Annotated in this window: 29 protein-coding genes, 1 riboswitch and 1 other annotated feature; of the genes, 24 read left to right on the top strand and 5 right to left on the bottom strand. The window is 51.5% G+C overall.

The features are described from left to right. Positions 1-90: 90 nt before the first annotated feature. Positions 91-183: riboswitch (cyclic di-GMP riboswitch) on the bottom strand. Positions 184-375: 192 nt separating this feature from the next. Continuing rightward, positions 376-1,626 carry a methyl-accepting chemotaxis protein gene (locus NST84_RS19640; RefSeq protein ID WP_342561847.1) on the bottom strand — a complete coding sequence of 417 codons (1,251 nt, stop codon included), beginning with the start codon at positions 1,624-1,626 and terminating at the stop codon, positions 376-378. Positions 1,627-1,716: 90 nt separating this feature from the next. Beyond that, a complete protein-coding gene (locus NST84_RS19635) occupies positions 1,717-2,709 on the bottom strand; it encodes a YafY family protein (RefSeq protein WP_342561846.1) in 993 nt (330 codons plus the stop codon). Positions 2,710-2,870: 161 nt separating this feature from the next. On the opposite strand from NST84_RS19635, the gene NST84_RS19630 reads away from it, so the two are divergent. Beyond that, positions 2,871-3,716 carry an SDR family NAD(P)-dependent oxidoreductase gene (locus tag NST84_RS19630; protein WP_342561845.1) on the top strand — a complete coding sequence of 282 codons (846 nt, stop codon included), beginning with the start codon at positions 2,871-2,873 and terminating at the stop codon, positions 3,714-3,716. Positions 3,717-3,813: 97 nt separating this feature from the next. On the opposite strand, the gene serA is transcribed toward NST84_RS19630, so the two are convergent. Further along, positions 3,814-5,406: a phosphoglycerate dehydrogenase gene (gene serA, locus NST84_RS19625; protein ID WP_342561844.1), complete on the bottom strand. Its 1,593-nt coding sequence runs from the start codon at positions 5,404-5,406 to the stop codon at positions 3,814-3,816. A gap of 241 nt (positions 5,407-5,647) precedes the next feature. Further along, positions 5,648-5,874 (bottom strand) — a binding site (T-box leader). A gap of 112 nt (positions 5,875-5,986) precedes the next feature. Further along, the gene (locus NST84_RS19620) at positions 5,987-6,895 is read right to left on the bottom strand and encodes a hypothetical protein (RefSeq protein ID WP_342561843.1); all 909 of its coding nucleotides are present in this window, start codon (positions 6,893-6,895) and stop codon (positions 5,987-5,989) included. A 66-nt stretch (positions 6,896-6,961) separates the two neighbouring features. On the opposite strand from NST84_RS19620, the gene NST84_RS19615 reads away from it, so the two are divergent. The 3 genes from NST84_RS19615 to NST84_RS19605 are packed head-to-tail and all read left to right on the top strand — an operon-like array spanning position 6,962 to position 8,780. Then, positions 6,962-7,555: a CPBP family intramembrane glutamic endopeptidase gene (locus NST84_RS19615; protein WP_342561842.1), complete on the top strand. Its 594-nt coding sequence runs from the start codon at positions 6,962-6,964 to the stop codon at positions 7,553-7,555. Then, positions 7,552-7,932, top strand: a complete 381-nt coding sequence (locus NST84_RS19610) for a hypothetical protein (RefSeq protein WP_342561841.1) — start codon at positions 7,552-7,554, stop codon at positions 7,930-7,932. Before NST84_RS19615 ends, NST84_RS19610 begins: the two co-directional genes overlap by 4 nt. Beyond that, positions 7,926-8,780: a metallophosphoesterase gene (locus tag NST84_RS19605; protein WP_342561840.1), complete on the top strand. Its 855-nt coding sequence runs from the start codon at positions 7,926-7,928 to the stop codon at positions 8,778-8,780. Before NST84_RS19610 ends, NST84_RS19605 begins: the two co-directional genes overlap by 7 nt. Before the next feature lie 124 nt (positions 8,781-8,904). Here the strand turns inward: NST84_RS19605 and NST84_RS19600 are convergent, their stop codons facing one another. Further along, on the bottom strand, positions 8,905-9,828 hold the full coding sequence (locus tag NST84_RS19600; protein ID WP_342566475.1) for a polysaccharide deacetylase family protein: 924 nt from the start codon (positions 9,826-9,828) through the stop codon (positions 8,905-8,907). 94 nt (positions 9,829-9,922) lie between these two features. Between NST84_RS19600 and NST84_RS19595 the strand changes: the two genes are divergently transcribed. From NST84_RS19595 to NST84_RS19500, 20 genes are all read left to right on the top strand, one after another. Next, positions 9,923-10,303 carry a hypothetical protein gene (locus NST84_RS19595; RefSeq protein WP_342561839.1) on the top strand — a complete coding sequence of 127 codons (381 nt, stop codon included), beginning with the start codon at positions 9,923-9,925 and terminating at the stop codon, positions 10,301-10,303. A gap of 227 nt (positions 10,304-10,530) precedes the next feature. Beyond that, the gene (locus NST84_RS19590) at positions 10,531-11,145 is read left to right on the top strand and encodes a genetic competence negative regulator (protein ID WP_342561838.1); all 615 of its coding nucleotides are present in this window, start codon (positions 10,531-10,533) and stop codon (positions 11,143-11,145) included. A gap of 82 nt (positions 11,146-11,227) precedes the next feature. Further along, positions 11,228-11,923, top strand: coding sequence for a glutamic-type intramembrane protease PrsW (prsW, locus tag NST84_RS19585; RefSeq protein ID WP_342561837.1), 696 nt, complete (start codon positions 11,228-11,230; stop codon positions 11,921-11,923). A 332-nt stretch (positions 11,924-12,255) separates the two neighbouring features. After that, positions 12,256-13,614, top strand: a complete 1,359-nt coding sequence (gene ypeB / locus NST84_RS19580) for a germination protein YpeB (RefSeq protein ID WP_342561836.1) — start codon at positions 12,256-12,258, stop codon at positions 13,612-13,614. 152 nt (positions 13,615-13,766) lie between these two features. Beyond that, the gene (locus NST84_RS19575; RefSeq protein WP_342561835.1) at positions 13,767-14,420 is read left to right on the top strand and encodes a flagellar brake domain-containing protein; all 654 of its coding nucleotides are present in this window, start codon (positions 13,767-13,769) and stop codon (positions 14,418-14,420) included. A 185-nt stretch (positions 14,421-14,605) separates the two neighbouring features. Beyond that, entirely contained in the window at positions 14,606-15,316 is a 711-nt protein-coding gene (cmk, locus tag NST84_RS19570) for a (d)CMP kinase (protein ID WP_342561834.1), read from the top strand. Continuing rightward, positions 15,313-15,900, top strand: coding sequence for a lysophospholipid acyltransferase family protein (locus NST84_RS19565; RefSeq protein ID WP_342561833.1), 588 nt, complete (start codon positions 15,313-15,315; stop codon positions 15,898-15,900). Before cmk ends, NST84_RS19565 begins: the two co-directional genes overlap by 4 nt. Positions 15,901-16,069: 169 nt before the next feature. Then, positions 16,070-17,383 carry a 30S ribosomal protein S1 gene (gene rpsA, locus NST84_RS19560; RefSeq protein ID WP_342561832.1) on the top strand — a complete coding sequence of 438 codons (1,314 nt, stop codon included), beginning with the start codon at positions 16,070-16,072 and terminating at the stop codon, positions 17,381-17,383. A 200-nt stretch (positions 17,384-17,583) separates the two neighbouring features. After that, positions 17,584-18,909, top strand: a complete 1,326-nt coding sequence (gene der / locus NST84_RS19555) for a ribosome biogenesis GTPase Der (protein ID WP_342561831.1) — start codon at positions 17,584-17,586, stop codon at positions 18,907-18,909. Positions 18,910-18,921: 12 nt separating this feature from the next. After that, positions 18,922-19,539: a glycerol-3-phosphate 1-O-acyltransferase PlsY gene (gene plsY, locus NST84_RS19550; RefSeq protein WP_342561830.1), complete on the top strand. Its 618-nt coding sequence runs from the start codon at positions 18,922-18,924 to the stop codon at positions 19,537-19,539. Then, the gene (locus tag NST84_RS19545; protein WP_342561829.1) at positions 19,532-20,572 is read left to right on the top strand and encodes an NAD(P)H-dependent glycerol-3-phosphate dehydrogenase; all 1,041 of its coding nucleotides are present in this window, start codon (positions 19,532-19,534) and stop codon (positions 20,570-20,572) included. The genes plsY and NST84_RS19545 overlap by 8 nt, the downstream gene beginning before the upstream one ends. A 66-nt stretch (positions 20,573-20,638) precedes the next feature. Beyond that, positions 20,639-20,914: a stage VI sporulation protein F gene (locus NST84_RS19540; protein ID WP_342561828.1), complete on the top strand. Its 276-nt coding sequence runs from the start codon at positions 20,639-20,641 to the stop codon at positions 20,912-20,914. Positions 20,915-21,073: 159 nt separating this feature from the next. Continuing rightward, a complete protein-coding gene (locus NST84_RS19535; protein WP_342561827.1) occupies positions 21,074-21,253 on the top strand; it encodes a DUF2768 family protein in 180 nt (59 codons plus the stop codon). Positions 21,254-21,343: 90 nt separating this feature from the next. Beyond that, positions 21,344-21,967 (top strand): hypothetical protein, encoded by a 624-nt coding sequence (locus NST84_RS19530; protein WP_342561826.1) that lies wholly within the window; start codon positions 21,344-21,346, stop codon positions 21,965-21,967. Then, entirely contained in the window at positions 21,964-22,332 is a 369-nt protein-coding gene (locus NST84_RS19525; RefSeq protein ID WP_342561825.1) for a 2Fe-2S iron-sulfur cluster-binding protein, read from the top strand. The genes NST84_RS19530 and NST84_RS19525 overlap by 4 nt, the downstream gene beginning before the upstream one ends. Positions 22,333-22,410: 78 nt before the next feature. Further along, on the top strand, positions 22,411-23,160 hold the full coding sequence (locus NST84_RS19520) for a hypothetical protein (RefSeq protein ID WP_342561824.1): 750 nt from the start codon (positions 22,411-22,413) through the stop codon (positions 23,158-23,160). A gap of 408 nt (positions 23,161-23,568) precedes the next feature. After that, positions 23,569-25,047 (top strand): stage IV sporulation protein A, encoded by a 1,479-nt coding sequence (gene spoIVA, locus NST84_RS19515; RefSeq protein WP_090719780.1) that lies wholly within the window; start codon positions 23,569-23,571, stop codon positions 25,045-25,047. A gap of 309 nt (positions 25,048-25,356) precedes the next feature. Further along, positions 25,357-25,629, top strand: coding sequence for an HU family DNA-binding protein (locus NST84_RS19510; RefSeq protein WP_042178229.1), 273 nt, complete (start codon positions 25,357-25,359; stop codon positions 25,627-25,629). A gap of 165 nt (positions 25,630-25,794) precedes the next feature. After that, positions 25,795-26,043: a trp RNA-binding attenuation protein MtrB gene (gene mtrB, locus NST84_RS19505; protein ID WP_342561823.1), complete on the top strand. Its 249-nt coding sequence runs from the start codon at positions 25,795-25,797 to the stop codon at positions 26,041-26,043. A gap of 107 nt (positions 26,044-26,150) precedes the next feature. Next, positions 26,151-26,684, top strand: a complete 534-nt coding sequence (locus tag NST84_RS19500; RefSeq protein WP_342561822.1) for a hypothetical protein — start codon at positions 26,151-26,153, stop codon at positions 26,682-26,684. Positions 26,685-26,704: the final 20 nt, after the last annotated feature.

Genomic DNA, 26,704 nt, shown 5'->3' with positions numbered 1-26,704 from the left:
TCTAGCGACAGACAATAGAATACCTGTGCTCAAATGAGCACAGGCCAGTTGCACATATAACCTTAAGGGACGTAATGATTCTAACGTCCCGGCTGCAACCTGGCTATCCTGGTCCCAGAAACTGAGACTGTAGATCCATGGCTTTGCGTCATTTCCTTTCGGAGAATTTTGCTGATATTTGATTTGGGTCTATGGATAATATTTATTGGTTAAATTTACTTTTACAATATATTTATAGCTCTATCATTGTCAATACAATAATGCGGAAATATACGAAATTTGACGAATTGCAGTACGATTTGGTGAATCCTGGAGCCTAAATATAAACAAGCTGCCGCTCATTTTGAGCGGCAGCTTTAGGGCTTGGGAACCAGCTTAGAATTTGAAAATATGGATAGTTTTCTGCAGCTGGAACACTGCCTGGGTCATTTTATCGGTTTCATCGGCTACAGACTGCAGGGCGTTGATCTGTTCGTTCATTGCCGCGGATACTTCCTCGGTGCCGGCTGCTGTCTGCTGGGTAATCGCGGATATATTCTCGATGGCGCCGGATATTTTGAGTGCGCTCTCCAGCATCAGGTCACTTTCCTGCGAGAAGGAGGAGATCTGCTCCGTTATGTATTGGACGCTTTGTACAATCTGCGAGAAGATGTGGGCAGTCTCTACGATCAGCTCATTTTGCACCTGTACAACTTCTTCATTGATGGCGATATTCTCCACAGCCTGCTTGATATCGGATTCGATGCTGCGGATCAGGCTGAATACTTCTTTGGTGGATGCTGTCGATTCCTCGGCCAGCTTGCGCACCTCCTGGGCGACCACGGCAAAGCCGCGGCCGTGCTCACCGGCGCGTGCTGCCTCAATCGAAGCATTCAAGGACAGCAGATTGGTCTGTTCTGCGATTTCATTGATGGTTTTGGCAATCATGGAAATGCCGCGGGCATTCTGCGAGAGGGCCTCAACCGTATCCGCGACCTTGTTCGTAGCTTCGATATTTTTGCGCATGCCTTCAGCCTGGGTATCTACCGACAGCCGTCCTTGTTCAACCAGTTCGAGCGTATGTATAGAGCGCTTATTCATTTCTTTGGTGGAATGCGTATAGTTGGCTACTTTGGTCTCAATGTCCTTGATCGATTCCGTCATGTCGGCGATATCTGCCGAAATTTCGTTGGCACCGACAGCCAGTTCATTGGAGGAGGAGGCAACCTGGGCCATTACGATTTTGAGGCTGTGGTTCTTGTCTTCAATCCCTCTGCTGGCATCCATAACATGGCGGGTGATCTGTGAGGCTTCGGTCAAAATTTTCTTGAGCTTGTCGATCATAATGTTGAAGGAGCGGCTTACTTCACCCATTGACCCGCTTTCATCCGCGCGGCTTGTAAAATCGCCTTTGGCAATAGTGTGGGTAACATTGGAGAACTCGTCAAAAGAAGATGTAAGCGTTCTCTCGACAAAACGTGCCAGAGGATAAGTAAGTCCGGCAAGTGCTGCAATAAGAATAATGCCGAGAATGATTTTGCCCATGATTACCAATGTAATCAAAACCGGAACAGCGAACAAAGCGGCGACAAGATAACAGCCGGCTACAATTCTCTGCTTTAATGGAAGCTTGGTCATCCAATCCATAATAAAGTTCCCCCTAAAAAAATGGTGTGTATTGGTATAGTATAGGTGATATGCGGGGGAACAGTCTACTGTAAAAACTGACATAAAACTTCAAAATTCCATTTCCCCGGATGGATAGTTTTGCGTAACCTTTTCATATAAAACACAGGTCTCCCGCAAAGCGGTTATCAGCCTGTCGAGCAGTTCCCGGGGTTCAGCCACCATAGCTGTCTGCCCCAAAGACAAGATTATTTTGCAGGCAGATTCCAGGGTGTTGAACTCTGCCTGAACCTCTACCCAGTCTGCTCTGGAGGACTGCTGCACTGTAAGGATGGTAACGTAACGCTCCCGCTGAAGATCGTTCAGGCCGGAGCTGCTAAGCAGCAGGGTAACAGGATAACGGGGCAGGGCTGCCTTGAAAGAAGCGGTGGACTCCTCCCAGTAGTGTGCCAGGTCAAATCCTGCCGGCCGGATAAAAGCTTCGCCGGTCATGCGGGCCTCTGTTATGCGCGAGACCCTGTAGGTCCGCATCTCTCCCCCGCATTGGGCAGCAACATACCAGACACCGCGTTTGGCTACCAGACCAAGCGGCGCAATCAGCCGCTCCTTATGCTCACCATTGTTGCTGTAGACCATAGCGACCTTTTGGTCTGTCCATAACGCTTCCTGCAGCAGGGCAAGGTGAGGGTAGGCTTCGCCGGAAGGGTGCCAGCCTGCACCGTCGATATGAATGCGCTGAGTAAGCAGCTGCAGCGGGGAATCCTGCGGCCTCACTGCCGCCGCCGCTTCCAGCTTGCGGACAGCAGCAGAAAAGTCCTCCTGTATCCCCAGTGCCTCTATAACGGCAGTGTCCGCAGTCAGGAGCAGTGAACCGATCTCCCGGGGCTTCATGCCGGTTAAAGTCGTTCTGTAGCCTTCAGGAAGCAACCAGCCGCCGTCACGGCCTCTTTCAGCTAAGACCGGTATTCCTGAGGCACTAAGCGCCTCCATGTCACGCATAACGGTTCTTTCGGAAACCTCAAGCAGTCCGGCCAGCTCGCGGGAGCTGAGCTTGCCGCGGGCCTGCAGAAGAAGCACGATGGATAATAAACGGTCTGCCCTCATTATTGTTCCTTTCTCCTCTCCGAATGCTGTCCTGAAGCGGACAGTTTATTTCATTGTATCCTTTATATATGACAATTGGTGACATATATAAAGGTTATAATGATGAAAGACAGCAGGGAAGCGCAAACTAGGCATGATAACCGAGAGGAGCGGGATGAAGGATGACAGCACTGCAAGGAAAAGTGGCACTGGTTACTGGCGGAAGCAGAGGGGCAGGACGGGGAATCGCCATCGAGCTGGCCCGGGCGGGCGCGTTTGTTTATATCACCGGCAGAAGCACGGGAATTCAGCAGGCCAGCCAGCTTAATGGGACATTAGATACGGTTCACAAAGAGATTCTGGAGAGCGGCGGTGAGGCGGCCATTATCCGCTGCGACCATACCAACGATCAGGAAACGGAGCAAGCAATCCGCCAGATTGCTGAAGAAAAAGGCAGGCTGGACATCCTGGTCAACAATGTCTGGGGCGGCAATCAGCTTCCGATCAGCAACGAGCCGTTCTGGGAGCAGCCGCCGGCGCACTGGGACAATATGTTTGATGCCGGGGTCAGAGCACAGCTGATGACGAACTATTATGCGGTTCCGCTGATGCGCAGGACTAAGGAGAGCGGCGGGCTGATTATCCATACCACCTTTTGGGACAGAGATAATTATACCGGTAATTTGTATTATGACCTGGCCAAAAATGCACTGATCCGCATGGCTTACGGTTTGTCTATCGAGCTTGCAGCTGACGGCATTACGGTCGTGCCGCTGTCGCCGGGCTGGATGCGGACTGAGCTGGTGCTGGAGGCCTTCGGGACGGATGAGGAGCACTGGCAGCAGGTAGAGGAACTGAAGAACACTGAATCGACGTCTTATGTCGGCCGCGCTGCTGTGGCGCTGGCCGCAGATGCTGACAAGCTGGCGCTCTCGGGAATAACCCAGCAGGTGGGAGCGTTGGCTGAGAAGTACGGCTTCACGGATTCGGACGGGCGCAGAATTCCTGTCTTTCAGTTGACAGAATAAAGGGGAAAGACCGGGTTAGTAAAAATGCCCGTCCGGAACAGTGCTGACAGGAGCACGTTCCGGACGGGCATTATTTTATAGATATAAGCCGTTTCTTCTACAGCAGAATAACTTCTTCAGCGGTGTTGATTTGCGGAAGTCCGGCCAGCTTCACCAGCACATCCTGCGGTACCGCTTTATCTACGGTCAGCAGCATGATCGCGGCACCGCCGACAATTTTACGGCCTACCTGCATGGATGCGATGTTGACGTCATTTTCGCCGAGCAGGGTTCCGACGAGACCGATGATCCCCGGCTTATCGTTGTGGGAGATCAGAATCTGATGACCTTCAGGCGCAATATCAACCGGGAAGTTGTTTACCTTGACAATGCGTTCACCGTAGCCCTGCAGCAGCGTGCCGGCTACCAGGCGTACTTCGTCCGGATCGGCTTTCAGTGTAACGGTAATCAGGTTCGTGAAGCCTTTGGTCTTAGGCGACTTGGTCACGACAACGTTCACGTCACGGGTTTTGGCCAGGTGCATCGAATTGACGATATTGACATCGCCGGCGAAGTGACGGGACAGCACGCCTTTGACAATATAACGGGTCAGCGGCTGGGTATCCACATCGGAGAGGTCACCGGCATACTCGACGTTGATTTCGCTGATTGCGCCGTGGGTAAGCTGTGTTGCGAAGCTTCCCAGCTTCTCACCGAGCGTAAAGTACGGCTGAAGCTTGTTCATTACGCTCGGAGCAACCGGCGGAATGTTGACGGCATTGATGAACGGCTCGTTGCGCAGGATATGCAGAACCTGCTCCGATACGTCGATCGCCACGTTTTCCTGGGCCTCAACAGTCGAAGCGCCGAGATGCGGCGTTACAATGATTTTTGGATGCGACAGGAACGGGTGATCAGCCTGCGGCGGCTCCTTCTCAAATACGTCAAAGGCAGCTCCGGCAACGATGCCGCTGTCAATCGCTTCAACCAGCGCCATTTCATCAATAACACCGCCGCGGGCACAGTTTACGATGCGCATGCCCTTTTTCATAACCTCAAACTGCGGACGGGAGATCATGTGCCGTGTTTCAGGTGTGAGTGGAGTGTGTACAGTAATGAAATCAGCACCGCGCACGATGTCGTCAACGGAGGCCAGCTTCACTTCCAGCTTTTCCGCACGGTCAGCTGTCAGGAACGGGTCATAGGCGAGAATGTCCATGCCGAACGCTTTGGCACGCTTGGCTACCTCGCTGCCGATCCGTCCCATGCCGAGTACACCGAGTGTCTTGCCGCGCAGTTCAACGCCGAGGAACGTTTTGCGGTCCCAGACACCGTTGATGGTCTTGGCATAAGCCTGCGGAATGTGGCGGGCCAGAGCCATCATCATCGCAAAGGCATGCTCACAGGTAGTGATGGTGTTTCCGTCCGGAGCATTTATAACTACGACACCGTGCTGTGTAGCCGCCTCCAGCTTGATGTTGTCAACTCCGACTCCGGCACGGCCGATAACCTTCAGGTTGGTGCCGGCAGCGATTATTTTGTCAGTAACCGTTGTCTGGCTGCGGACAAGCAGACCGTCATATTCGCCAATGATGGCAATCAGCTCGTCTTCGCTCAGTCCTGTTTTCTTATCCACAATTACATCGCTTGCGTCCATCAATTGCTGAATACCCAAATCGCTGATCGGATCCGACACTAATACTTTAAACATGGTTTCTTATCCCCCTTAAAAGTTAAAAAGCTTAATATGCCTAAGGATGCCCTCGAAAGGCAGCCGCAGTACCGGAAGCGGTCAAACTGGCTGACAACCATTGCCGAAATAACGGGGCAACGCGTTGTCGCATAAAAGAAAGAGGATGCAGATGTACGCGTAGCTCGGGATATGGGCCTTTTAGACCAATTGTTAGGAATCCGGGTAACAAAAAAACTCCCAACCCCATACTACTGCCGTAGTAAGGGACGAGAGTTGTCGTGGTACCACCCTAATTCACTGCAACGGTTAAAGAAGCAGCCTCATTGGCCTAGAAGGCCACACTGATAACGGAGATGATCCGATTGCATCTACTATTCGTTCGATACAATATCTCGGGAGCGCTAAAGAACACTGTCCGCCACCGGTTTGCACCATCCACCGGCTCTCTGTAGACTTTCAGAATCTTTGTTCCTTCATCGGTTTTGCTTGATTAATTTTTCATAATGTAACATGGTGATGCCAACTGTGTCAATAGGCTTATTCTAGCCGGCTTGCCTTGAAGTGAGCTTTGTTTTTCGTTATGATGCAATAGCTGGTTCTACTCATAAAAGAACGGCAGCTGCGGCACGATTTCCTTGCCGTAATACTGCTCGCGCCACTTTACGAAATCCTGCTCCTGCACTGCGCCAGTGGAGATGAGCAGCGTGATGGAGGCCTGGACGTCCTTCAGGCCGAGCGAGCTAGCAGTGCCGGAATAAATCATATCATCGACTTTGGCTGTAATATCCTGCGGATCGTACGCGCCGTATATTTTGCGGTTCAGCATGATATTTGCAACCGTTGCGTTCTTGAGCAGGAGAGGCATCTTTTTCCACGTTACAAAGGACATTGTCTTGAGCGCACCTGTCTCAGCAGGAATGCTGCTGCTCGTTTTGGAGCCCCATTTAAGCATGGAATCATAGAAGTCTTTCTGCGCCAGCAGCCCGAATTTGATGGCGCTTGCTGTAAAATTGTCATTCTTCAGCGCTTTGGCGGTTTCGGAGCCTGAAGTGCCCGCAGTCACCTTGCTTGAAGCCTGGGAGAAGAGCGTCAGACTTTTAAGGATATTCAGCTGGGACTGGGACAGCAGCGGTGAACTGGTGAACAGGGAATCCTTGCTGACCTTATCATACTGTTTGTCAGCCAGGAGACTGAGATTCTTCAGTGCTGCCGCGTTTGTGCGGGCATCCGTGCTGCGGGCCAGATTATCCACTTCGTTATTCCAATTTCGCTTGAATTCCCGGTAAGGCAAAAATACGTTATGATAGAAAGCAACAAGATCCTGCTGCTGGTACGACCCGGAAAATTCCTCCACAGCCCCTTCAGCATCGTTCAAGTGGGCGTACTTCGCCTCGGTCTTGTCAGCTCCAACCTTCACTCCCGTAAAAAATGCGGCAAATGCGCAGATCAGGAAAAACAGAAAGCCTAGTGTGTATAACATTTGAGTGCGGGAGTTACGGCTATTCATAATTTAGTGCTCCTTCTTGTGGGGAAATTATCTTATGTAAAAACAAATTAGAACAGGCAGGTTACAATGAAAAAATTCAAATTTGGCAACATCAAAATCAAAAAGGCCGATCCGCAGCAGCTGACGGACAAGCTGCTTCTGCTGAATCTCTATATTACACAGGGCCTTACTTTATTTATCGGTCTGATATGGATATTATTGCAGAAAAGAAATCCCATTGACATATTAAATTTTCCGGACAATGCACAATTCGTGCTCTGGGGCCTTGGACTGGCGGGTATTATGCTGGTTGTGGATTTTGTGTTAACGCATATTGTCCCGCAGGACAGCATGGATGACGGAGGGATAAACGAGCTCCTGTTCGGCAACCGACCGTTCTGGCATATTATCATCATTGCGGCAATGGTTGCCGTGTGCGAGGAGCTGCTGTTCCGCGGTGCCATACAGCATACTTTCGGTCCTTACTGGACGAGTATTCTGTTCGCAGTCATTCATGTGCGTTATCTCCGCCACTGGATTCCGACCGCCTGGGTGTTTCTCAGCAGCTACGGGCTTGGCTATATTTACATTCATACCGGAACATTATGGGCACCGATCCTGTGCCATTTTCTGATCGATTTGTTCTCCGGTCTGATCATCCGCTACAGGAGGGAGTCATGAACGAAGAATTAAGCAGGGTTAAATCCCGCCGCAAGTCTGCAGACCGCCAAAGCCGGCCGCCGGCAGGAGCCAGTAAAGCGCAACCGGTCCGCGCAACCGCAACAACTGAAGTTTACCAGGAACAAGGTGTCAAAGCGTCAGGAGGCCTATCCAGAAAAGCAAGATATGCGGCAAAGGGCTCCGCAAAAACAGATTCACAGCAGCTGAACACCGCCCAGGATGGGGAGACACCTTCCCGTTCCGAGAGCTATTCCTCCGAGCGTGTCCGTTGGAGCAAAATATTTGTCAACACCTTGAGTGTGCTGTTTATCCTGCTGCTGGGTTTCCTTGTCTGGTGGGGGATCGAAGACGCCCCTGATCTGAGGACGTTATGGTAACCGCCTGGGTTCTCGGTGCAGCCGCAGCCCTTCTGCTTGGGCTGTTTATTCTGGGGATAATCATGGTGTTCTCCGCCTTTGGACGCAACATTATTGCCGAGGAAATATCCCTGGAAGCCTTGCCGGCGGAATTTGACGGCTTCCGTATCCTGTTTATTACCGACATCCACCGCCGGCGGCTTCCTGAAGCACTGCTTGCACCGCTGGCCGGGAAGATTGACGCAGTCTTCCTTGGCGGCGATATGACAGAAAAGGGCAATCCGCTGTCCAGGCTTGCAGATAATATGAAGCTTGTGTCCTCCCTGGCCCCGGTCTACGCGGTCCACGGCAATCATGATTACAAGGCAAAGACTAACCTGGCGGATAATGTCATCCGGGCGAGCGGAGCAAGACTGCTCATCAACGAAAATGTCTTTATTGAGCATAATGGGCAGAAGCTGGTGCTGACAGGAGTTGATTTCCCACGGCAGGGAGGCAAGAAGGGGTATGCCCCTTTACCGGCTGTACCTTCCCGGCAAACTCAGTTATGCCGGATCATCCTTGTACATGACCCGTTGTGGCTCACCAGTCAGGATACCGTTCCCTGCGACCTGATTCTTGCCGGCCATACCCACGGCGGCCAGGTTGTGCTCCCGTTCGGCCTGCAGATGCATGCTGATCCGTTCTACCGCAGATACAATGCCGGCAAGTTCAGCATCCCAAGGAAAGACGGCAGCGGAGAAGAGGCCAGGCTGCTGATCAGCCGGGGCTTTGGCACCGCACATCTTCCGCTGCGGTGGCGGAGTCCGGCAGAAATTCATGTGCTTACCCTGCGCCGGGGCGAAGACAGCGGCAGAGGCGGCGCCTAAAAAAGCCCGCACCTGCATTATCTGGATAAAGCTATATGTATGATATTAATGTAAACGTAAAAAAGGGGCCCCTGGCAATAGTGCCAGGGGTCCCTTTTTATGGAAACATATGAGTATTTTGTGCTCAGCGCATCTTCAGTTCGATGCTGCGCGGATCGACAAAGCTGTAGCCTTTGCCTTCAAGCGTGGTCAGCAGCGTGTCGAGTGCCTCGACTGTCCAGGGCAACTCATGCATCAGGATGTTGCTCCCGGAGTGGAGCTGATCGGTCACATTCTTGATTAATGTTTCTGTTTTTGCTGTGTCCTTTTCCTTCATCTCCCAGTCCAGTGAGCCGACAGACCAGGTCATGTAGAGCATGCCGTTCTCGGCGGCTACCTGCTTGCCGACATCTCCGCCTGCACCATGCGGCGGACGGAAGAATACAGGAGCTTCTCCGGTAATATCCTTGACGATGGTCTGGACATCCCCGATTTGTTTTTGCACTTCTCCTAAACTCTTATCTTTGAGCACAATATGGTCCCAGCTGTGATTGCCGATAATGCCGCCGCGTTCATGCAGCAGCTCCAGCAGCTCGGGATGCTCCTTCACCCGGTAACCGTTAACAAAAAAGATGGCTTTAGCCTGGTGCTTGTCCAGCGTATCCATCAACGCGTTGATCATTTCCGCTTCTTTGGGGCCGTCATCAAATGTCAGCAGGACAACCTTTTTGTTCGTGCCTTCCACATTGGGGACAATATCGTAATTTTTGTTCATATGGTACAGCAGCGGAATTTCGGCAGCCGCCGCTTCACTGCTTGGAGGAATGGCTGTACTGGTTGACTGAGCCGCCGGTGTGCCGGTTGCTTCCGCTCCCTCCGCCGTTGCCGGACTTGGGGTTGCGGCGGGCGCCGTGGTGCTTGCGGCATCGGATGCCGGCAGGGCTGACGCCTCTGTTGTTGCTGCCGGAGCTGCAGTGCTGCCCTGTGCAAGGTCTCCGTTGTTGTTGCCGCTGCTGCAGGCTGACAGCAGCAGAGCTGCCAGCAGCAGTGCTGAAATTGCTTTACCCACTTTTTTCATCTCGCTTTCTTGTTGTTTGGCTGTATGAGCCGTAATCTTTCCGCGAACACTAAGCATGATTTTACCATACAAGGAGGTTAGAGATATGAATACTTCGTCATTTCTGTGCGGAGTAGTGCTTGGTGCAGCCGCCAGTATGATTATGTCCAAAAAGCGCAGTGCCATGATGTCCTCGCTCATGCAGCCGGGCGGCCAGTTCCAGGGGGCCGGGGAAAAGGCGCGGGACAAAATTGTGGGCATGGCGATGACCGGGTTTGGCAGCACGGCAGCGGACGGATCACATGACCAAGCAGACAAACCGGAGCATAAGACAGCAGGACAGTCCGCGCTTAAAGACGACACGGCGCTACAGTCCAAGGAATCCAACCTGAACATGCTGAAGGATTTTATCCGTACAAATCCCGATGTAAAACATGAAGTGGAGCAGATTCTAAAGGATACGCATACAGTCATACCGGGTTTGTAACCGCAAGGCAGCAGCTAAGAATCATTTTGGGGATGATTCCATCCGCAGAATGATTCTTTTTTTGTTCAAAAATGAGGTATAGTGGTAATGAATGATTAAATATATTTATTTGCGTGCAATTAATGCGCCAAAATGATAACATACTTACATAGTAACCATTTTTGGCTCATTACTCGGGACTCATCATACATTAATATTAAATGAGCTTGCAAAAGGAGGATCCTGTCATGAGAATAGAGCGATTAGGTCAAGATAAGATACGGATTTTCCTCACTTTTGACGACCTGAGCGAGCGGGGCATCCAGAAGGAAGATATGTGGCAGGAGGTTCCCAAGGTGCATGACCTTTTCACGGAAATGATGGACCAGGCTTACAGTGAATTAGGTTTTGACGCTACCGGTCCGCTTGCCGTTGAAGTGTTCGCATTGCCTGCGCAAGGTATGGTCGTTATTGTGACCCGGGGAAAATATGATCACCATCAATACGGTGGAGCCGGGGAAGAAGAAATGCCTGAAGAGATTTACGAAATGGAAGTTACACTAGAACAAAGCGACTCCATTGTGTATGCATTCCGCGATTTTGAGATTCTGGTCGAAGCGGCACATGTACTCATCGGCAATATTACTTCCCAAGGAAAGCTGTATTCTTATAATGATAAATGGTATCTCTATTTCGATCCAAAGGAATATGAGGAATCTGTGCTTACGGGACTGATTGCCGTATTGTCCGAGTTCGGGGATTCTTCCCCGGTAACGGAAGCTGTATTGGACGAATACGGGAAGACGGTAATGGCTGAGAATGCTATAGGGCTGTTGTGCACTCATTTCAAACGCCAGGAATAAAGAGCGGAAGCGGGCCTGGGCATTAGCCGGGCCCCTTTTGTGAAGATGTGCTGGGGAGAAAGTTTCGGGGGAGGAAAGTTGGGTGCTTTTGTTATCGGTTATTACGTCGGCAGTAGCACCTGGACTTGCACTGCTGACTTTTTTCTATTTGAAAGACAAGTATGACCAGGAACCGCTGCATATGGTCCTCAAGGTATTTTTGCTCGGGCTGCTGATTGTTTTTCCGGTTATGATTATTCAGCGGGGCATGGTACTGGGGCTTGGCGGCGGAGCATACGTGGATTCTTTCCTGATTTCTGCGGGAGTCGAGGAGTGCCTGAAGTGGTTTGTGCTGTACCATATGATCTACAATCATACCGAATTTGACGAGCCTTATGATGGAATACTATATGCTGTAGCGATCTCGCTCGGCTTTGCAACAATTGAGAATGTGATGTATGCCTGGTACAGCCATGCTTCGCTTGGCTCCATGTTTATCAGGGCGCTGCTTCCGGTCTCGGGTCATGCGATGTTTGGTGTTATTATGGGCTATCACATGGGCCGGGCCAAGTTCACAAAAGGAACCCGGACAAGAGGCATCCTGCTGGTCTCACTGCTGCTGCCTTGGCTGTGGCATGGAATCTATGATTTCATACTCAGTACAACGGCGAACTACTGGATCTGGTTCATCGTGCCTTTGATGGCGGTATTGTGGTATGGAGGCATGGGGAAAGTGGCGCTGGCCAACAGCCGCTCACCCTTCCGTTTTCTGAAACGTGAAGAAGAGGTTAACCTTTAAAAGAGATGGACACACTTAAATCTACGAGGAAAGTTCCTGACAAGGATTCCAGAGAGGAGAGAGGTGTCTTTTTTGCGTGTAAAAGTCCGGATTGTTTGCAGACAGTGTGGCGAATCCTACATATTGAGAGGCAGCAAGGAACAAGGGGTTGTCCAGACCGGCTTCAAACAGTGCCTGTGCAGCAGCAACAGCGGCTTTGATATTGAGGAGCGGGCCTGACCCTGCTGCTCTGGAAGTATTCTCTTTTTTTTGCGGGCCCTTCGGGTGCATAACTCTTCTCAGTTATTGTCAAACTAACGGCAATAAGCTACTGAAAGGAGTCTTGCAGCCCTATGTACAGAAGATTAAGTGCCATAATGTTCCCGCTTACCGCGCTGCTGCTAATTGGAGCGCTGGTCTGGGGGTATCAGGAGAACCAGGAGAAAAATTCGATTCTGATCAAGGCGGAAAACCAGTACCAGCGTGCGTTTCATGATTTGTCTTATCACGTGGAGCGGCTTCATGGTGAACTGGGGAATACTCTCGCCGTAAATTCAGCATCTAACGGAATGCACCGCAAAGGTCTGGTCAATGTGTGGCGGCTTACAAGCGAGGCGCAGAATGAAATCAACCAGCTGCCGCTTACGCTGCTGCCGTTCAGTGAAACCGAGGAGTTTCTGTCCAAAATCTCCAACTTTTCATACAAAGCTGCTGTGCGTGATTTCACCAAAAAGCCTTTGACTGAAGGAGAAATGGCCAACCTCATGGCCCTCTACAAAAACTCCGGTGAGATCTCTAAGGATCTGCAGGAGGTGCAGCAGAAGGTAATCGGCAAAAAGCTGCGTTGGATGGATGTTGAGACAGCGCTGGCCACCGAGGAGAAGGCTGAGGATAATACGATTATTGACGGGTTCAAGACCGTAGACAAACGGGTTGCCGCATATCCCGAGCTTGACTGGGGCCCTTCTGTTGCAAGTATCTATGACAAGCGCTCTGTGAAGAAGCTCGGCGGCAAGCCGGTCAGTGCAGAGGAAATCAAGGCCAAGGCATTGAAGCTTGCAGGCATCAGCGGCAACGGGCAGGTGGAAATCCGCGAGAACGGGAAAGGAACCGAATGGGCATCCTATACCGCGACAGTGACCAGCCCAGGCCATAAGCAGCCTATCACCATGAATTTCACCAAAGAGGGCGGATTGCTGATCGGCTACAACGATAACCGGGAGGTTGGCGCAGCGAAAGTATCCCTTGGACAGGCAGTGGTTAAGGCGGGCGAGTTTTTGGACAAAAAGGGGTACCCCGGCATGACTGCAGTCAGCGCTGACAGATACGATAACCTCGGCAACCTGACTTTTGTGGGCAGCCAGGATGGAGTGCTGGTCTATCCGGAGAAAATAACGGTCCGCGTCGGGCTGGACACCGGTGAGCCGACAGGGTTTCAGGCCAGCGATTATGCCAAGGAGCATGAGGACAAGCGGGAGATTCCTAAGCCCGGCTTATCTCTTGCAGAGGCGAGAACGCATCTGAATCCTGAGTTCCGGGAGCTGTACCACCGGCTTGCCTGGATCGAGAATGAAGATTCGGTGGAACTGCTGACTTATGAATTCGGGGGCAAAATCAACGGTTCCCAGTACCGGATTTACCTGAATGCCGCCGACGGGAACGAAGAAGCGGTGGAAGAGGTGCGTACCTCCTCCGGAGCACAGGATAAATAAAATAAGTGAGGAGGGCTTCCGCGGGGAGCCCTCCTTCTTTTTTGCGGCTGGACATTTAGCTGTTTTCTCTGTAACTTTTACTAACCCGGTGCCAAAAGGCCATGCTATAATCGGTAATGTGATTAATTACTAACTCTGTGGCGGTGACCGGATTGTATCCCAAAATTAATGAGCATCTTTACATACAGGTAGCTTCAAGCGATGCCGCGGAAGCTGAGATCGAATACAGATCCAGAATTGCCGACATCGAGGATGATGCGATTCTGATTGAAATTCCGATGCAGATCGGGAAAGCCCGGCTGAAAAAGCTGTATATGGGGGATGAGCTCTCCGTTTATTTTCTGACTGAAGGCGGCATCAAAAATTATTTCAATACCCATGTGATCGGGTTTAAAGAAGACGTGATCCGGATGATCAAAATCCGCAAGCCGGAAGAGGAGGATATCTTCAAAATTCAGCGCCGCAGCTTTTTGCGGGTTAGCGCTGAGCTGGAGCTGGCCGTCAAGGATGCGCTGGGCAGCCGGGTTCTTGTCCGTACTGATGATGTCGGCGGAGGAGGGACTTCTTTTCTCAGCGACGGCAAGGTTAAGTTTGCGGTGGCCGACAAGCTGAGCTGCTGGATTCTTCTGCCATACCGCAACGGCAGTATAGAGCACGCTTATTTTGAGGCGGAGATTGTAAGGATGAAGCAGCTTGACAACAGCCGCAACCTGATCATGCTGAAGTTCTCGTCGATTTCAGATACCGAACGGCAAAAAATTATCCGCTATTGTTTCGAACGGCAGTTCGATTTCCGCAACCGCTGAACATTTTTTCATATAAATTTAGATGATTATCGCATTATGCTGTTTTGCACTGCGTTCCAAACTGTGGTATAATTTTATAAGTCGCAGGCAATGCCTGCTTTTTTCTTGATAATATAGCAGGTTCCTCGGGAATTTGCAGCCAGCCTTATTTACGGCTGAAAGAGTGTTTGAGGAGGAATGCCCCGTTGGACAGGCAGGGTACACATACTTACGACAGAATTAACGTCGCCATTGACGGACCTGCCGGGGCAGGTAAGAGCACTGTTGCCCGATTGGTAGCAAACAAGCTTTCTTACATTTATGTTGATACCGGTGCCATGTACCGTGCAATTACCTGGTATATGCTCCGTGAAGGCATACCGCCCGAGGATGAGAGTCAGGTGGACCGGATTGTCCGGGACCTGGTGATTGAGCTTATTCCGGAGGAGGATGTGCAGAAGGTGCTGCTGGGTGGGGAAGACGTAACCCCGCATATCCGCAGTCTGCAGGTCAGCGGCCAGGTGTCGCAGTACTCCAAGCTTGAAGGGGTACGCGCCAGACTTAGTCATCTGCAGCGTCAGATGGCACTCCGCAAGGGGGTAGTCATGGACGGCCGTGACATCGGTACGACCGTACTGCCGGATGCCGAAGTGAAGATTTTCATGACGGCAAGTGTGGAGGAACGGGCTCTCCGGCGTTACAAAGAGCTGAAGGATACGGAAACAGTGACACTCGAGCAGCTTGAACACGATATTGCGGCGCGTGACCGTCTTGATGAAGGGCGGGAAATCTCACCGCTGCGCCGTGCAGAGGATGCTATTCTTCTGGACACGACCTTTATGGATATCAATCAAGCCGTGGAAGCCATTGTCTCCCACTGCAGATCTCATGTTGACGGGGAGAGAAATCATTCATGATTTATGTAATTTGCCGTGGATTGCTTCGCTTGATTTATGCCATCCTGTTCCCGCTTAGAATTGTGGGAAAAGAAAATGTGCCAAAGGAGGGCGGGGTACTGCTCTGCGCGAACCACATCAGCCTGCTCGATCCGATTACGATCGGGATCAAGCTGAAACGACAGGTCAAGTATATGGCCAAGGCCGAGCTGTTTACAGTTCCGGTGCTGGGCTGGCTTATCGGGAAGCTGGGCGCTTTCCCTGTCAAACGTGGCGGCGTAAGCAAAGAATCCATTAAAACGGCCCTTAATACGCTTCGCGGCGGACATATTATGGGTATCTTTCCGGAAGGAACACGCAACTCCGATACAGGAGTAGCGAAGAAGGGTGCGGCAAGCTTTGCGCTCCGCAGCGGGGCAGCAGTTGTCCCGGCCGCTATTATCGGTTCCTACAAGCCGTTCCGCCGGATGACCGTTATTTACGGAGAGCCTATTGATCTGAGTGCCTTTGACGGAGCGGGAAGTGATTCTCTTGAAGAAGTTACCGATGTCATTATGGGACGGATTCATGAGATGATCAAGACCGGCAAGCCCAGCGTAAGATAATTCCGGTAAATTTAAGGTTTTTACAGTTGCTTAAGGATAACGGCATAACCGCTATTTTTTGGCACATACTATTTTAATACTGTAAATGTTATACAGGTAGTGATTGTTTTGAACCCTGCTCTTACGCGGGTTTAAATAAATGGGGTTTTGAATCGAGGAGGGTAATCACATGTCTGAAGAAATTAAAAATCAGGAAGCTGCGGCTAATGTTGAGAACAACGAAGCCGTAGAAGCGACAGAAGCTGTGGAAACCGCTGCACCTGTTGCCAGCAACGAAGAAGAAGTGACTAGCCAAGAAGGTTTGGAAATCATTTCTGTGAAAAAAGGCGATACCGTGAAAGGAACAATCGTCAAAATCGAAGATAACCAAGCTTATGTAAGCATTGGATATAAATACGACGGTGTGATTCCGATTCGCGAACTTTCTTCCGTACAGCTTGACAACGCTGCTGCAGCGGTAGAAGTTGGACAAGAAGTGGAGTGCAAAGTAGTAAGCGTCAACGACAACAAGGAAAGCCTTGTGCTCTCCAAACGTGCCATTGACAGCGAAAAATCATGGGAAGATCTTGAGAAGTACTTTGCTTCCCAGGAAGCGTTCGAAGTTACTGTGGCTGACGTTGTCAAAGGCGGTCTCGTAGCTGATGTCGGCGCGCGCGGATTTATTCCTGCTTCCATGGTTGAACGTCACTTCGTAGAAGATTTCAGCGACTATAAAGGCCGCACACTTCGCGTAAAAGTGAAAGAACTTGACCGTGAGAACAGCAAGGTTATTCTTTCCGCCAAAGAAGTGCTGGAAGAAGAATTCGAAGCTAACAAACAGAAGATCATGTCCGAGCTGACTGAAGGACAGGTCATCGAAGGTACAGTACAACGTCTGACCCAATTCGGCGCATTTGTTGATGTGGGCGGCGTTGACGGTCTGGTTCACGTTTCCGAGATCGCTTGGAACCATGTTGAGAAACCATCCGATGTTGTATCCGAAGGCGACAAAGTTACTGTTAAAGTACTTAAAGTTGATCCGGAAAAAGGCAAAATCAGCCTCAGCATCAAAGCTGCTGCTCCAGGTCCTTGGGATTCCGCTGCAGGCAAAATCAACATTGGCGATGTAGTAACAGGCGAAGTTAAACGCCTTGTAAACTTCGGCGCATTTGTTGAGCTGCTTCCAGGAGTAGAAGGCCTTGTGCACATCTCGCAAATTTCCCACAAGCACATTGGTACTCCACACGAGGTGCTTAAAGAAGGACAAGAGGTTCAGGTTAAGGTTCTGGACTTCAATCCATCCGAGAAACGTGTTAGCCTCAGCATCAAGGAAACCGAAGAAGCTCCGGCTCCTACGGCTAGACCTGAACGCAGAGAGAGACAGGACAGAGCTCCTAAAGAAGTGCTGAACAATCCTAACGTATCGCTTAGCAACGAAGGCCTCAGCTTCACATTGGCTGAGCGTTTCGGAGACAAGCTTGATAAATTCAAGGGCAATAACTAATCCCTTAAATTAAGCTTTGCACCGCAATCTAAGAATGCTGCATAAGGCGACTTATGTCCTCTTATATGTGGTGTCATACCGGGTAAAGTAATCGGCGAGCCCTCATTTGAGGGTTCGCCGATTGTGTTTTCAAGGCAGTTAGCCAATTGTAATGTTTTTTGCTATGATGAGAGACGTAAGGAAGACAGGAGGAATGGATTATGGCAAGACCCGTTGTGGCCATAGTAGGCAGGCCTAACGTCGGAAAGTCGACGATTTTTAACAGGCTGATTGGTGATAAACTGGCCATTGTAGAAGATAAACCGGGAATTACCCGTGACCGGATTTACGGTATTTCCGATTGGAACGGTAAATCCTTCAGCGTGATTGATACCGGAGGGATTGAGGTCGATGGAGAGGATTTCATCCTGAGATCCATCCGGGTTCAGGCGGAGCTGGCGATTGAGGAAGCAGATGTCATTATTTTCATGTGTGAGGCCAAGAGCGGACTTACAAATGCGGACGAAGAGGTAGCTCAGATTCTGTTCCGGTCCGGCAAGCCGATCGTACTGGCGATTAATAAAGTGGATAATATGAAGCGTGCAGAAGATATTTACGAATTCTACGGCCTCGGTATCGGCGATCCGATCGGAATTTCCGGCAGCCACGGTACAGGTGTCGGCGATCTGCTGGATGCGGTTGTTGAGAAGCTGCCGGACAAAGCCGATGAAGAATACGATGAAGATGTTATCCGTGTAGCGCTGATTGGACGTCCAAACGTGGGCAAATCCTCTTTGGTGAATGCCATTCTTGGTGAAGAACGCGTTATTGTCAGTGATGTAGCGGGAACCACTCGCGATGCAATTGATACTCCTTTTGAGCGGGATGGCCAGAAGTATGTCCTGATCGATACAGCAGGTATGCGTAAGCGCGGAAAGGTCTATGAAAGTACGGAGAAATACAGTGTTATGCGGGCAATGCGTGCTATAGAGCGGGCGGATGTTGTACTGGTTGTCATTAACGGCCAGGAAGGCATCATCGATCAGGATAAGCACATTGCCGGTTATGCCCATGATGCGGGTAAAGCTTCTATCTTTGTCGTAAACAAGTGGGATGTTGTGGAGAAAGACGACAAGACGATGCAGAATTTTGAAAATACAATCCGCGATCACTTCCTGTTCATGACCTATGCGCCGGTTGTATTCCTGTCAGCATTAACGAAACAGCGCCTGCAGAAGCTGCTGCCGGTCGTGCAGCATGTTGCGCAGCAGCATGCTCTGCGGATTACCACCCATCTGGTTAACGATGTAGTATCCGATGCCGTGGCTATTAATCCGCCGCCTACCGATAAAGGACGCCGTCTGCGTATTAACTACGTAACCCAGGTTGCCGTGAAGCCGCCGACGATTGTGGTGTTCGTAAATGATCCGTCGCTGATGCACTTCTCCTACGAGCGTTATCTGGAGAACAAAATCCGTGCAGCGTTCAATTTTGAAGGCACACCGATCCGTCTCTTTACGCGGCGTAAATCTGATAACGAAGGTTAGGGGAGAAGAGTAGTGGCGTTTGAACTTCTGGTTATCCTAGTAAGCTATTTGCTTGGCTCTGTCAGCTTCAGCGTATTACTTGCCCGTCTGCTTAAGGGGATTGATATCCGCCAATATGGCAGCGGGAATGCCGGAGCGACCAATACGCTGAGAGTGCTTGGAAAAGGACCGGCGATTCTCGTGCTGGTTCTGGACGTGCTGAAGGGCATCGGCGCAGTCTGGCTGGGAACATGGGCCGGCGGCTGGGGAAGCTGGGTTGCGGTCATCTGCGGGATTGCGGCGATTATCGGTCATAACTGGCCGGTGTATTTCCACTTCCGCGGAGGCAAGGGGATTGCTACGGCGATCGGCGTCATGGCGACACTGTTCTTCTGGCCCGCGCTGGCTGCGGGCGTTCTTGCCATTGCGGCTATCGTCATCACCCGCTATGTATCACTCGGCTCGCTTATTTTTGTCGCGCTCACTCCCGTATTCTTGCTGTTCGCTGATTATACATCGCCGGAGCTGTGGGGCAGTCTGATTATCGCAGTTTTTGCCTTCTGGAGGCACCGCAGCAACATCGTGAAGCTCTCACAGGGAAGAGAGAACAAAATCGGCTCTAAGGCCAAGGAGGGGAATCGTGTTGTCTGATAAAGTAACCGTGCTGGTCGCAGGCAGTTGGGGAACTGCGCTGGCCTCTGTGCTGGCGGCTAACCACAAGGAAGTTTATCTATGGACACGCAGGCCCGAACAAGCTGCCGAGATTAATGAACACCATACAAATGAACACTTTTTGCCGGGCATAAGCCTGCCTGAGAACATCATCGCCACTACGGATATGGAACAGGCGGTTGCCGGCTCCAAGGCGGTAGTCATCGTCTCGCCCTCCTCCGGTATGCGGCAGGTTGCGCGCAGCCTGAAGCCTTACTGGAAGGATGATATGCTCTGCATCCATGCCACCAAAGGCTTCGAGACGGAGACGATGAAACGGATGTCCACCGTTATTTCCGAGGAGCTCGGCTGCAGGGAGGGTGAGGTTGTTGTCCTCTCGGGACCGAGCCATGCCGAGGAGGTCGTCCGGCTGTGTCCGACAACGGTTGTTGTCGCTTCTGCGGATGAAGCGCGCGCTGTCACTGCACAGGGACTGTTCATCAACAACGATTTCCGGGTGTATACCAACCGCGATCAACTTGGTGTCGAGCTGGCGGGAGCGCTGAAGAATATTATCGCCCTGGGGGCAGGATTATCCGATGGTCTGGGCTTCGGTGATAATGCCAAGGCAGCACTACTCACCCGCGGGCTCGCCGAGATTTCCCGTGTCGGGGTCGAGCTCGGCGCCAATCCGCTGACCTTCTCCGGTCTGGCCGGGCTCGGCGATCTCGTGGTGACAGCAACGAGCCAGCACAGCCGTAACTGGCGGGCCGGATCGATGCTGGGACAGGGCAAGCCGCTCGCGGAGGTACTGGAATCCATGGGCATGGTGGTTGAAGGAATCAGGACAACTGAGGCCGCTTACGCCATTGCTGTCAATTTGGGCGTACAGATGCCGATAACGGATCAGATCTATCATGTGCTGTTCAAGGGCAGAACACCCCGTAATGCAGTGGAAGCCTTGATGGGCCGTGACCGTAAAACGGAGATGGAAGCTATTTCACAGGAAACATGGGAGCAGTGGCATTCCTGAGAATGTTCACCTTTTGCCGGAGATTCTCATATGTTGTAGTGGGGATTGACGGAGGAGGGAAGAAGAGTGAACAGAGATTTTTCCAAGGATGCCCTGAATGCCATCAACAAAAAGACTGGCAAGAATATAACACCTGGCGCAGTCAAAAAACTGGCAAGTACAGTGAAGCCGGGAACGACGCAGAATGAAGCCCAGCTCCGCCAGTTGATCAAGCAGGTATCAGCAATGGCAAAAGTGCCGGTCACTGAAGCTACTGTGCAGGAAATTGTAAATGCGGTCAAAAAAGGCGGCACAAATTCCGGTACAATGGAGTCTTTAATGAAAATGCTGATGAAAAAATAGCTTGCCCTCTTTGTCAATCAAGGAGCAAAGAACCGGTATCTAACAGATTCCGGTTTTTTTGCTCTTTTTTTCTGCTGATAACACTTTTTAGCTTTCGCGGTTTATAGTTCATGCTATAATATTTGCAATTCAATATAATCGGCAGGAGGCGGAGTGGCTATGGACCCGATGACTAAGATGTGGTTGTCGCTGATTGCGATACTGATTATGGGGGTATCCGTATTTCTGATCACATTTGCCCGCAGCAGGACGAAGGGCCTGCTCAGAGCGTTATTATCGATCATTGCTTTTGTCATCATGCTGATCGGTTTGCTCAGCGGAGCGGCTTCAATTATGTAAGCATTTACAGCCTGGCTCAGTCAGATGTATTTCTGGATTATCGTTTGACGATTTCTCAGAATGGGGCGTGTGCAGATGGCAGGGACGGAAATGTCATACATACAGGGGACAGCCGTATTAAAGGTTGCGGAGGCCCTTGATCTAAGCTGGATGGAGAAGCCGCCAGTCTGGCTGCTGGGCGGGAGCTGCGGTCTGCTGCTGCAGGGTGTTCTATTAAGCAAGCCTCCTGTAGATATTGATCTTTACGCTGATCTGGAGGATGCTGAAGTGCTGCATAGGGCACTCAGCGGTTATTCGGAGGGCGATGGCCCTGAGGAGGATTACAGCAGCAATTGCTACTCCAGAAGGAGCCGATATATAGTAAAAGGAATCAAGGTGGAGCTGGTCTGCGGGTTCCGGATCGGCATTCCGCCGTATGGTTACACCGTGGATGTACATTCGCTGCTCGGCCATGCCCCTGTCAGCGGGATCAGCGGCGTCAGCCTGATCCGGCTGATGCCGCTGGCTCATGAGCTGCTGTTTAACATGCTGCGGGGCAGAACCGAACGCTGCCGGGCCATTGCCGGTAGAATGCACAGCAGCCTGCCGCTGCATGCAGCACTGCTGGATCAGCTGGCTGAACGAAACGGGCTCGGCCCGTCCTGCCGCGCGGAGCTGTACGGCCTGCTGGGCCAGTTGCCGGAAACAGAAATCAGGAAGGATACTGCACGATGAAATCGCAAAAAGGAATTACGGTTACGTTTCAGCCGGATGAACGCAGGGCTGTAGTCAAGCAAGGCACGACGCTGCTGGAGGCAGCACGCAAAGCCGGTGTTGTGATCCCTACACGCTGCGACGGCAAAGCAGCCTGTCTGATGTGTAAGGTTACAGTCAGCCAGGACAGTAAGGATGCAGTACGTCCGCCGGATGAGGCGGAGAGCCGCAAGCTGGGCAGCCTGCTGGAGCAGGGGATACGTCTGGCCTGCCAGACGGCCGTGTGGAAGGATCTGAGCGTTACTGTGCCTGAAGACCCGCTTAAGGCTGCTGTACGCCGCAGGCTCGAAGCAGCGCGGCGCGGCGGAATGGACGAGCTGTGGTAGGGCGTTACCGTTAATGGATAATACGATATATCAAATATAGTAATACATCACCTATTGAGCGGACGGGAGGCGATGTTTGTGAACGATAATTTGCGGCAGCGCAGCGTAGTATCCTTCATCCTGCACCTGGCAGCGCCGGTGCTGCTGTCTGTCTTTGCAGGCTGCATGTATCCGGGGGAAGAACAGCGGCCTGGGGGCGGCAGCAGTGAGAGCGTCCGGCGCGTGCAGGCTGCTGTAGATGAGTATCAGGGAAAAGAAGGACTGCTGCCGATTCTTAACAGTGATGCAGATACACCGCGTTATGAGAAGTTCGTAGTTGATCTGGAGAAGCTGCGCTCAGAAGGTTACCTGGATGAGATTCCGTCCGCAGCGTTTGAGCAGGGCGGAAATGCTTATTTTCTGATTCTGGATGAGGAGACTACACCTGCAGTGAAACTGATGGATCTGGTCACCGTCCAGAAGGTTAATGATGTGCAGCGTCAGGTGAACCGTTACAAATCTGCTCACGGAGGCAGTCTTCCGGCAGGGGAAGAACGTTATCCCGGGATCTACACGGTTGACGCCAAATCAGCGGGGACAACAGCCGTTGCCCTCAGCAGTGTCTATTCCGGCCAGCCGCAGGAATTCATTATGGATGGCAACGGCAACATCTATGCTGATTATTCGGCTGATATTATGTACGCTGTAGAACAGTCTGGAAGCACTCCCGCGGCAGACCAGGATCTGCGGACGGTGCTTGAGGCAGCATCCTATTATGTGCCGGTGAAATCCCTGCCTTATCTGTGGATGGGCGGCGAGCCGGTCCCACAGCCTGAGGGCAATTTATAGTTATGTTCCCGTAGCCCCCTTAACCGGGGGCTTTTTTATCTTTCAATCGATGAGCTATGGTAAGTTCTATCTGCTATTTTCCATTCATATGCTGGATGAGAAGGTTTCCGGGCATCGAGACGCCCTTTCCGTGCGCATTTGCTGACACATGTGAAATTCCTGCATAAAATGCGCAGCTGCGGGTCATAAATCCGTTCCGGATACATATGATGATACTAGTCCAAATGCATGTCCGAGCATTCGGAGTTTAGCGCGGGGCAAGATTGTTCCGCTAAGGCAGGCTAGGCTCCCTGGCGGGCAATGCCAAAGTCCGGTGGATGTCCTGCAAGGGTCCGTTTACCGGCGGAACGCGAAGTCGATGCTCTTCAGGCATTTTTTCTTCGGAGTAATATGAGGAGGGGATCTCTTTTGGAAAAAGTGGATATTTTCAAGGACATTGCCGAGCGTACCGGCGGAGACATTTATCTTGGCGTCGTCGGCGCGGTTCGCACGGGAAAATCGACATTTATTAAGCGCTTCATGGAGACAATTGTTCTGCCGAACATTACCAGCGAAGCAGACCGGGTAAGAGCTGTGGATGAACTGCCTCAGAGCGCAGCCGGCAAAACAATCATGACCACCGAGCCGAAATTTGTGCCGAACAACGCGGTGCAGATCAAGGTTGCGGAGGGCCTTGAAGTAAACGTAAGACTGGTCGACTGTGTAGGATACGCTGTTGAGGGCGCCAAGGGCTACGAGGATGAAAACGGCCCGCGCATGATTTCCACCCCCTGGTTTGAGGAACCGATTCCCTTCCAGGAAGCGGCAGAGATTGGCACCCGCAAAGTCATCCAGGAGCATTCCACACTGGGTGTAGTTGTGACTACGGATGGTACCATCGCCGAAATTCCGCGGCACTCGTACATTGACTCAGAAGAGCGTGTAATTGCAGAGCTGAAGGAGGTCGGCAAGCCGTTTGTGCTTGTGATTAACTCCACCCGTCCGCGCAGCGAGGAGACCCAGCAGCTCCGGGGTGAGCTGGCTGCCAAATATGATATTCCGGTAATGACACTCAGCGCTGCCAATATGTCGGAGGATGATGTGACCGGCGTGCTGCGCGAAGTGCTCTATGAGTTCCCGGTACATGAAGTCAACGTCAATCTGCCGAGCTGGGTGATGGTGCTGGGCGAGAACCACTGGCTGCGCAGCGCCTATGAGAACTCTGTCCGGGATACGGTAAAAGACATCCGCCGCCTGCGGGATGTAGACCGTCTGGTCTCCCAGTTTACCGAATACGACTTCATTGACCGTGCCGGCCTCAGCGGCATGAATATGGGCCAGGGCGTGGCGGAAATTGACCTTTACGCACCGGAAGAGCTGTATGATCAGGTGCTGATGGAAGTGGTCGGTGTGGAAATCCGCGGCAAGGATCATCTGCTGCAGCTGATGCAGGATTTCTCGCATGCCAAACGTGAATATGACCGCTTCTCGGAGGCGCTCGAGATGGTCAAAACAACCGGATACGGCATCGCCGCCCCGTCGCTGGCTGAAATGGCCCTCGATGAGCCGGAGCTGATCCGCCAGGGCTCGCGCTTCGGGGTCCGGCTGAAAGCGACAGCGCCATCCATTCATATGATCCGTGTCGATGTGGAATCGGAGTTCTCGCCGATTATCGGTACAGAGAAGCAGAGTGAAGAGCTGGTGCGCTATCTGATGCAGGACTTCGAGAACGATCCGATCAAAATCTGGGAGTCCGACATTTTCGGCCGCTCGCTGCATTCCATTGTCCGTGAAGGCATTCAGGGCAAAATCGCTATGATGCCGGACAATGCCCGCTATAAGCTGCAGGAGACGCTGGGCCGGATTATTAACGAGGGCTCTGGCGGACTGATCGCCATCATTTTATAAGGCAAGTGAAGAGCAAGACAGCACACAATCAGGAGAGCGGAATCATCTGCTCTCTTTTTTGTACTCTCGTAGAAGAATCTAACATTATTAGTCTATCATTTCTTTTAAAGAGGCCCACTGAAATGATACTTTCTGCTCCTTTTTTGAGTAACGCCTTGAAATTATGGGTGGGCTGTATTACTATAAGTTTGTTGCGCTTCTGGAAGAGAGGCGTCCGTATCTAGTAATTAACGGGATTATCACGTATATTTTGCGTTGAAACGGAAACAGTGTATGATACCGGAATTTTACCCAGGGAGGTGAGAAGACATGAATAAATCAGATTTGATCAACGTGGTTACAGAAGCAACTGAACTTCCCAAGAAGGATGCTACTAAAGCGGTAGATGCCGTTTTCGAAGCAATTACCAATGCCCTGCAGAGCGGTGACAAAGTACAGCTGGTTGGCTTCGGAAACTTTGAAGTGCGCGAACGTTCCGCACGTAAAGGCCGCAACCCGCAGACTGGTGAAGAAATCGAAATTCCTTCCAGCAAAGTGCCTGCTTTCAAACCAGGTAAAGCACTCAAAGACGGAATCAAATAGAGATTTCTACATATCGATCCTATAGTCTTTCCGAGTTATAACGATGCCGCCCTTCAAGGCGGCATTTGTTTTTCCGAAGTCTCAACCAAGCGTACGCTTCCAAAGCCAGTTTTGTACGAAGCTGCTCTTGAAGCCAAGCTCACAAAACTTTTAGGAGGATCAGCCATGACTGAGAAGAACACCGGTGCGGTTCCGGCACCTGCAGGCAGCGAGTACATCGTAATCAAAGCCAAGGAGAACGGCGTACAGGTCATCGGTCTTACCCGGGGACTGGATACACGGTTTCACCACACGGAGAAGCTGGATAAAGGCGAGGTGCTCATCGCCCAGTTTACCGACCATACCTCAGCAATGAAAATCCGCGGCAAGGCAGAAATCTGGAGCAAACACGGACAACTGGAAAGTGAAAGCTGAAAAGCAGGCATAGCCTGCTTTTTTTCAAAATATAACTAGATATAGGCAAGCCGGCATATTCGTATAATGTCACGGCTTGGCGGAAACGATGGATAAGGGGGCAGGCTATGAACCGGAGCTGGCTGATTGGAACCGTATTGCTGGTGACTGCTGCTTCTGCTGTACTTCTGCCGCAGGCGGCTTCTCTTGATTCAGTCTTGCCGCAGCATGCGGTGGAGACGCTTGGTGCGGACGGAATCACGCTTGCAGATGAGAATATCGTGGATACGATCAGCAGCCTGCCCTTTAGCCTGACTGTCGGGAGCGCCGGCTGGAAAACCGGGATCCTGTCGCTTGACCTCAAGGTAACCGGTAATGACCATGATCCGGAGGAGTTGTACCGGAACATGGCCCTGGCAGTATCCTTTGCCTTTCAGGAGACGGACAACGTCAATCAGCTGCTGCTGCGGATTGTTGCGGAGGATAAGTGGCTGGACAGCCGCCGGCTGCTGCTTGCCGGGGATATCCGCCGTACGGAGTGGTCGCTCCAGCTGCAGGAGCTGCTGCAGAACACGGGTAACCGGCCGCTGCCGGATGTTCTGAAGGAAGGCTTCCGCATTAGTGAAAGCGAGCTGTGGCGCAAGCAGTTCATTCATCCCTGATGTGGGTAAAAGAAACTAGG

This window comes from Paenibacillus sp. FSL R7-0345 (assembly GCF_038595055.1).
Classification (GTDB): domain Bacteria; phylum Bacillota; class Bacilli; order Paenibacillales; family Paenibacillaceae; genus Paenibacillus_AQ.
This window is presented reverse-complemented; position numbering and strand designations above follow the sequence as displayed.

Excerpts from the sequence above, each read along its gene's own strand:
- NST84_RS19640 (WP_342561847.1), bottom strand. The coding sequence starts at position 1,626 with ATGGATTGGATGACCAAGCTTCCATTAAAGCAGAGAATTGTAGCCGGC.
- NST84_RS19635 (WP_342561846.1), bottom strand. The coding sequence starts at position 2,709 with ATGAGGGCAGACCGTTTATTATCCATCGTGCTTCTTCTGCAGGCCCGC.
- NST84_RS19630 (WP_342561845.1), top strand. The coding sequence starts at position 2,871 with ATGACAGCACTGCAAGGAAAAGTGGCACTGGTTACTGGCGGAAGCAGA.
- serA (WP_342561844.1), bottom strand. The coding sequence starts at position 5,406 with ATGTTTAAAGTATTAGTGTCGGATCCGATCAGCGATTTGGGTATTCAG.
- NST84_RS19620 (WP_342561843.1), bottom strand. The coding sequence starts at position 6,895 with ATGAATAGCCGTAACTCCCGCACTCAAATGTTATACACACTAGGCTTT.
- NST84_RS19615 (WP_342561842.1), top strand. The coding sequence starts at position 6,962 with ATGAAAAAATTCAAATTTGGCAACATCAAAATCAAAAAGGCCGATCCG.
- NST84_RS19610 (WP_342561841.1), top strand. The coding sequence starts at position 7,552 with ATGAACGAAGAATTAAGCAGGGTTAAATCCCGCCGCAAGTCTGCAGAC.
- NST84_RS19605 (WP_342561840.1), top strand. The coding sequence starts at position 7,926 with ATGGTAACCGCCTGGGTTCTCGGTGCAGCCGCAGCCCTTCTGCTTGGG.
- NST84_RS19595 (WP_342561839.1), top strand. The coding sequence starts at position 9,923 with ATGAATACTTCGTCATTTCTGTGCGGAGTAGTGCTTGGTGCAGCCGCC.
- NST84_RS19590 (WP_342561838.1), top strand. The coding sequence starts at position 10,531 with ATGAGAATAGAGCGATTAGGTCAAGATAAGATACGGATTTTCCTCACT.
- ypeB (WP_342561836.1), top strand. The coding sequence starts at position 12,256 with ATGTACAGAAGATTAAGTGCCATAATGTTCCCGCTTACCGCGCTGCTG.
- NST84_RS19565 (WP_342561833.1), top strand. The coding sequence starts at position 15,313 with ATGATTTATGTAATTTGCCGTGGATTGCTTCGCTTGATTTATGCCATC.
- rpsA (WP_342561832.1), top strand. The coding sequence starts at position 16,070 with ATGTCTGAAGAAATTAAAAATCAGGAAGCTGCGGCTAATGTTGAGAAC.
- der (WP_342561831.1), top strand. The coding sequence starts at position 17,584 with ATGGCAAGACCCGTTGTGGCCATAGTAGGCAGGCCTAACGTCGGAAAG.
- NST84_RS19535 (WP_342561827.1), top strand. The coding sequence starts at position 21,074 with ATGGACCCGATGACTAAGATGTGGTTGTCGCTGATTGCGATACTGATT.
- NST84_RS19530 (WP_342561826.1), top strand. The coding sequence starts at position 21,344 with ATGTCATACATACAGGGGACAGCCGTATTAAAGGTTGCGGAGGCCCTT.
- NST84_RS19525 (WP_342561825.1), top strand. The coding sequence starts at position 21,964 with ATGAAATCGCAAAAAGGAATTACGGTTACGTTTCAGCCGGATGAACGC.
- NST84_RS19510 (WP_042178229.1), top strand. The coding sequence starts at position 25,357 with ATGAATAAATCAGATTTGATCAACGTGGTTACAGAAGCAACTGAACTT.
- mtrB (WP_342561823.1), top strand. The coding sequence starts at position 25,795 with ATGACTGAGAAGAACACCGGTGCGGTTCCGGCACCTGCAGGCAGCGAG.
- NST84_RS19500 (WP_342561822.1), top strand. The coding sequence starts at position 26,151 with ATGAACCGGAGCTGGCTGATTGGAACCGTATTGCTGGTGACTGCTGCT.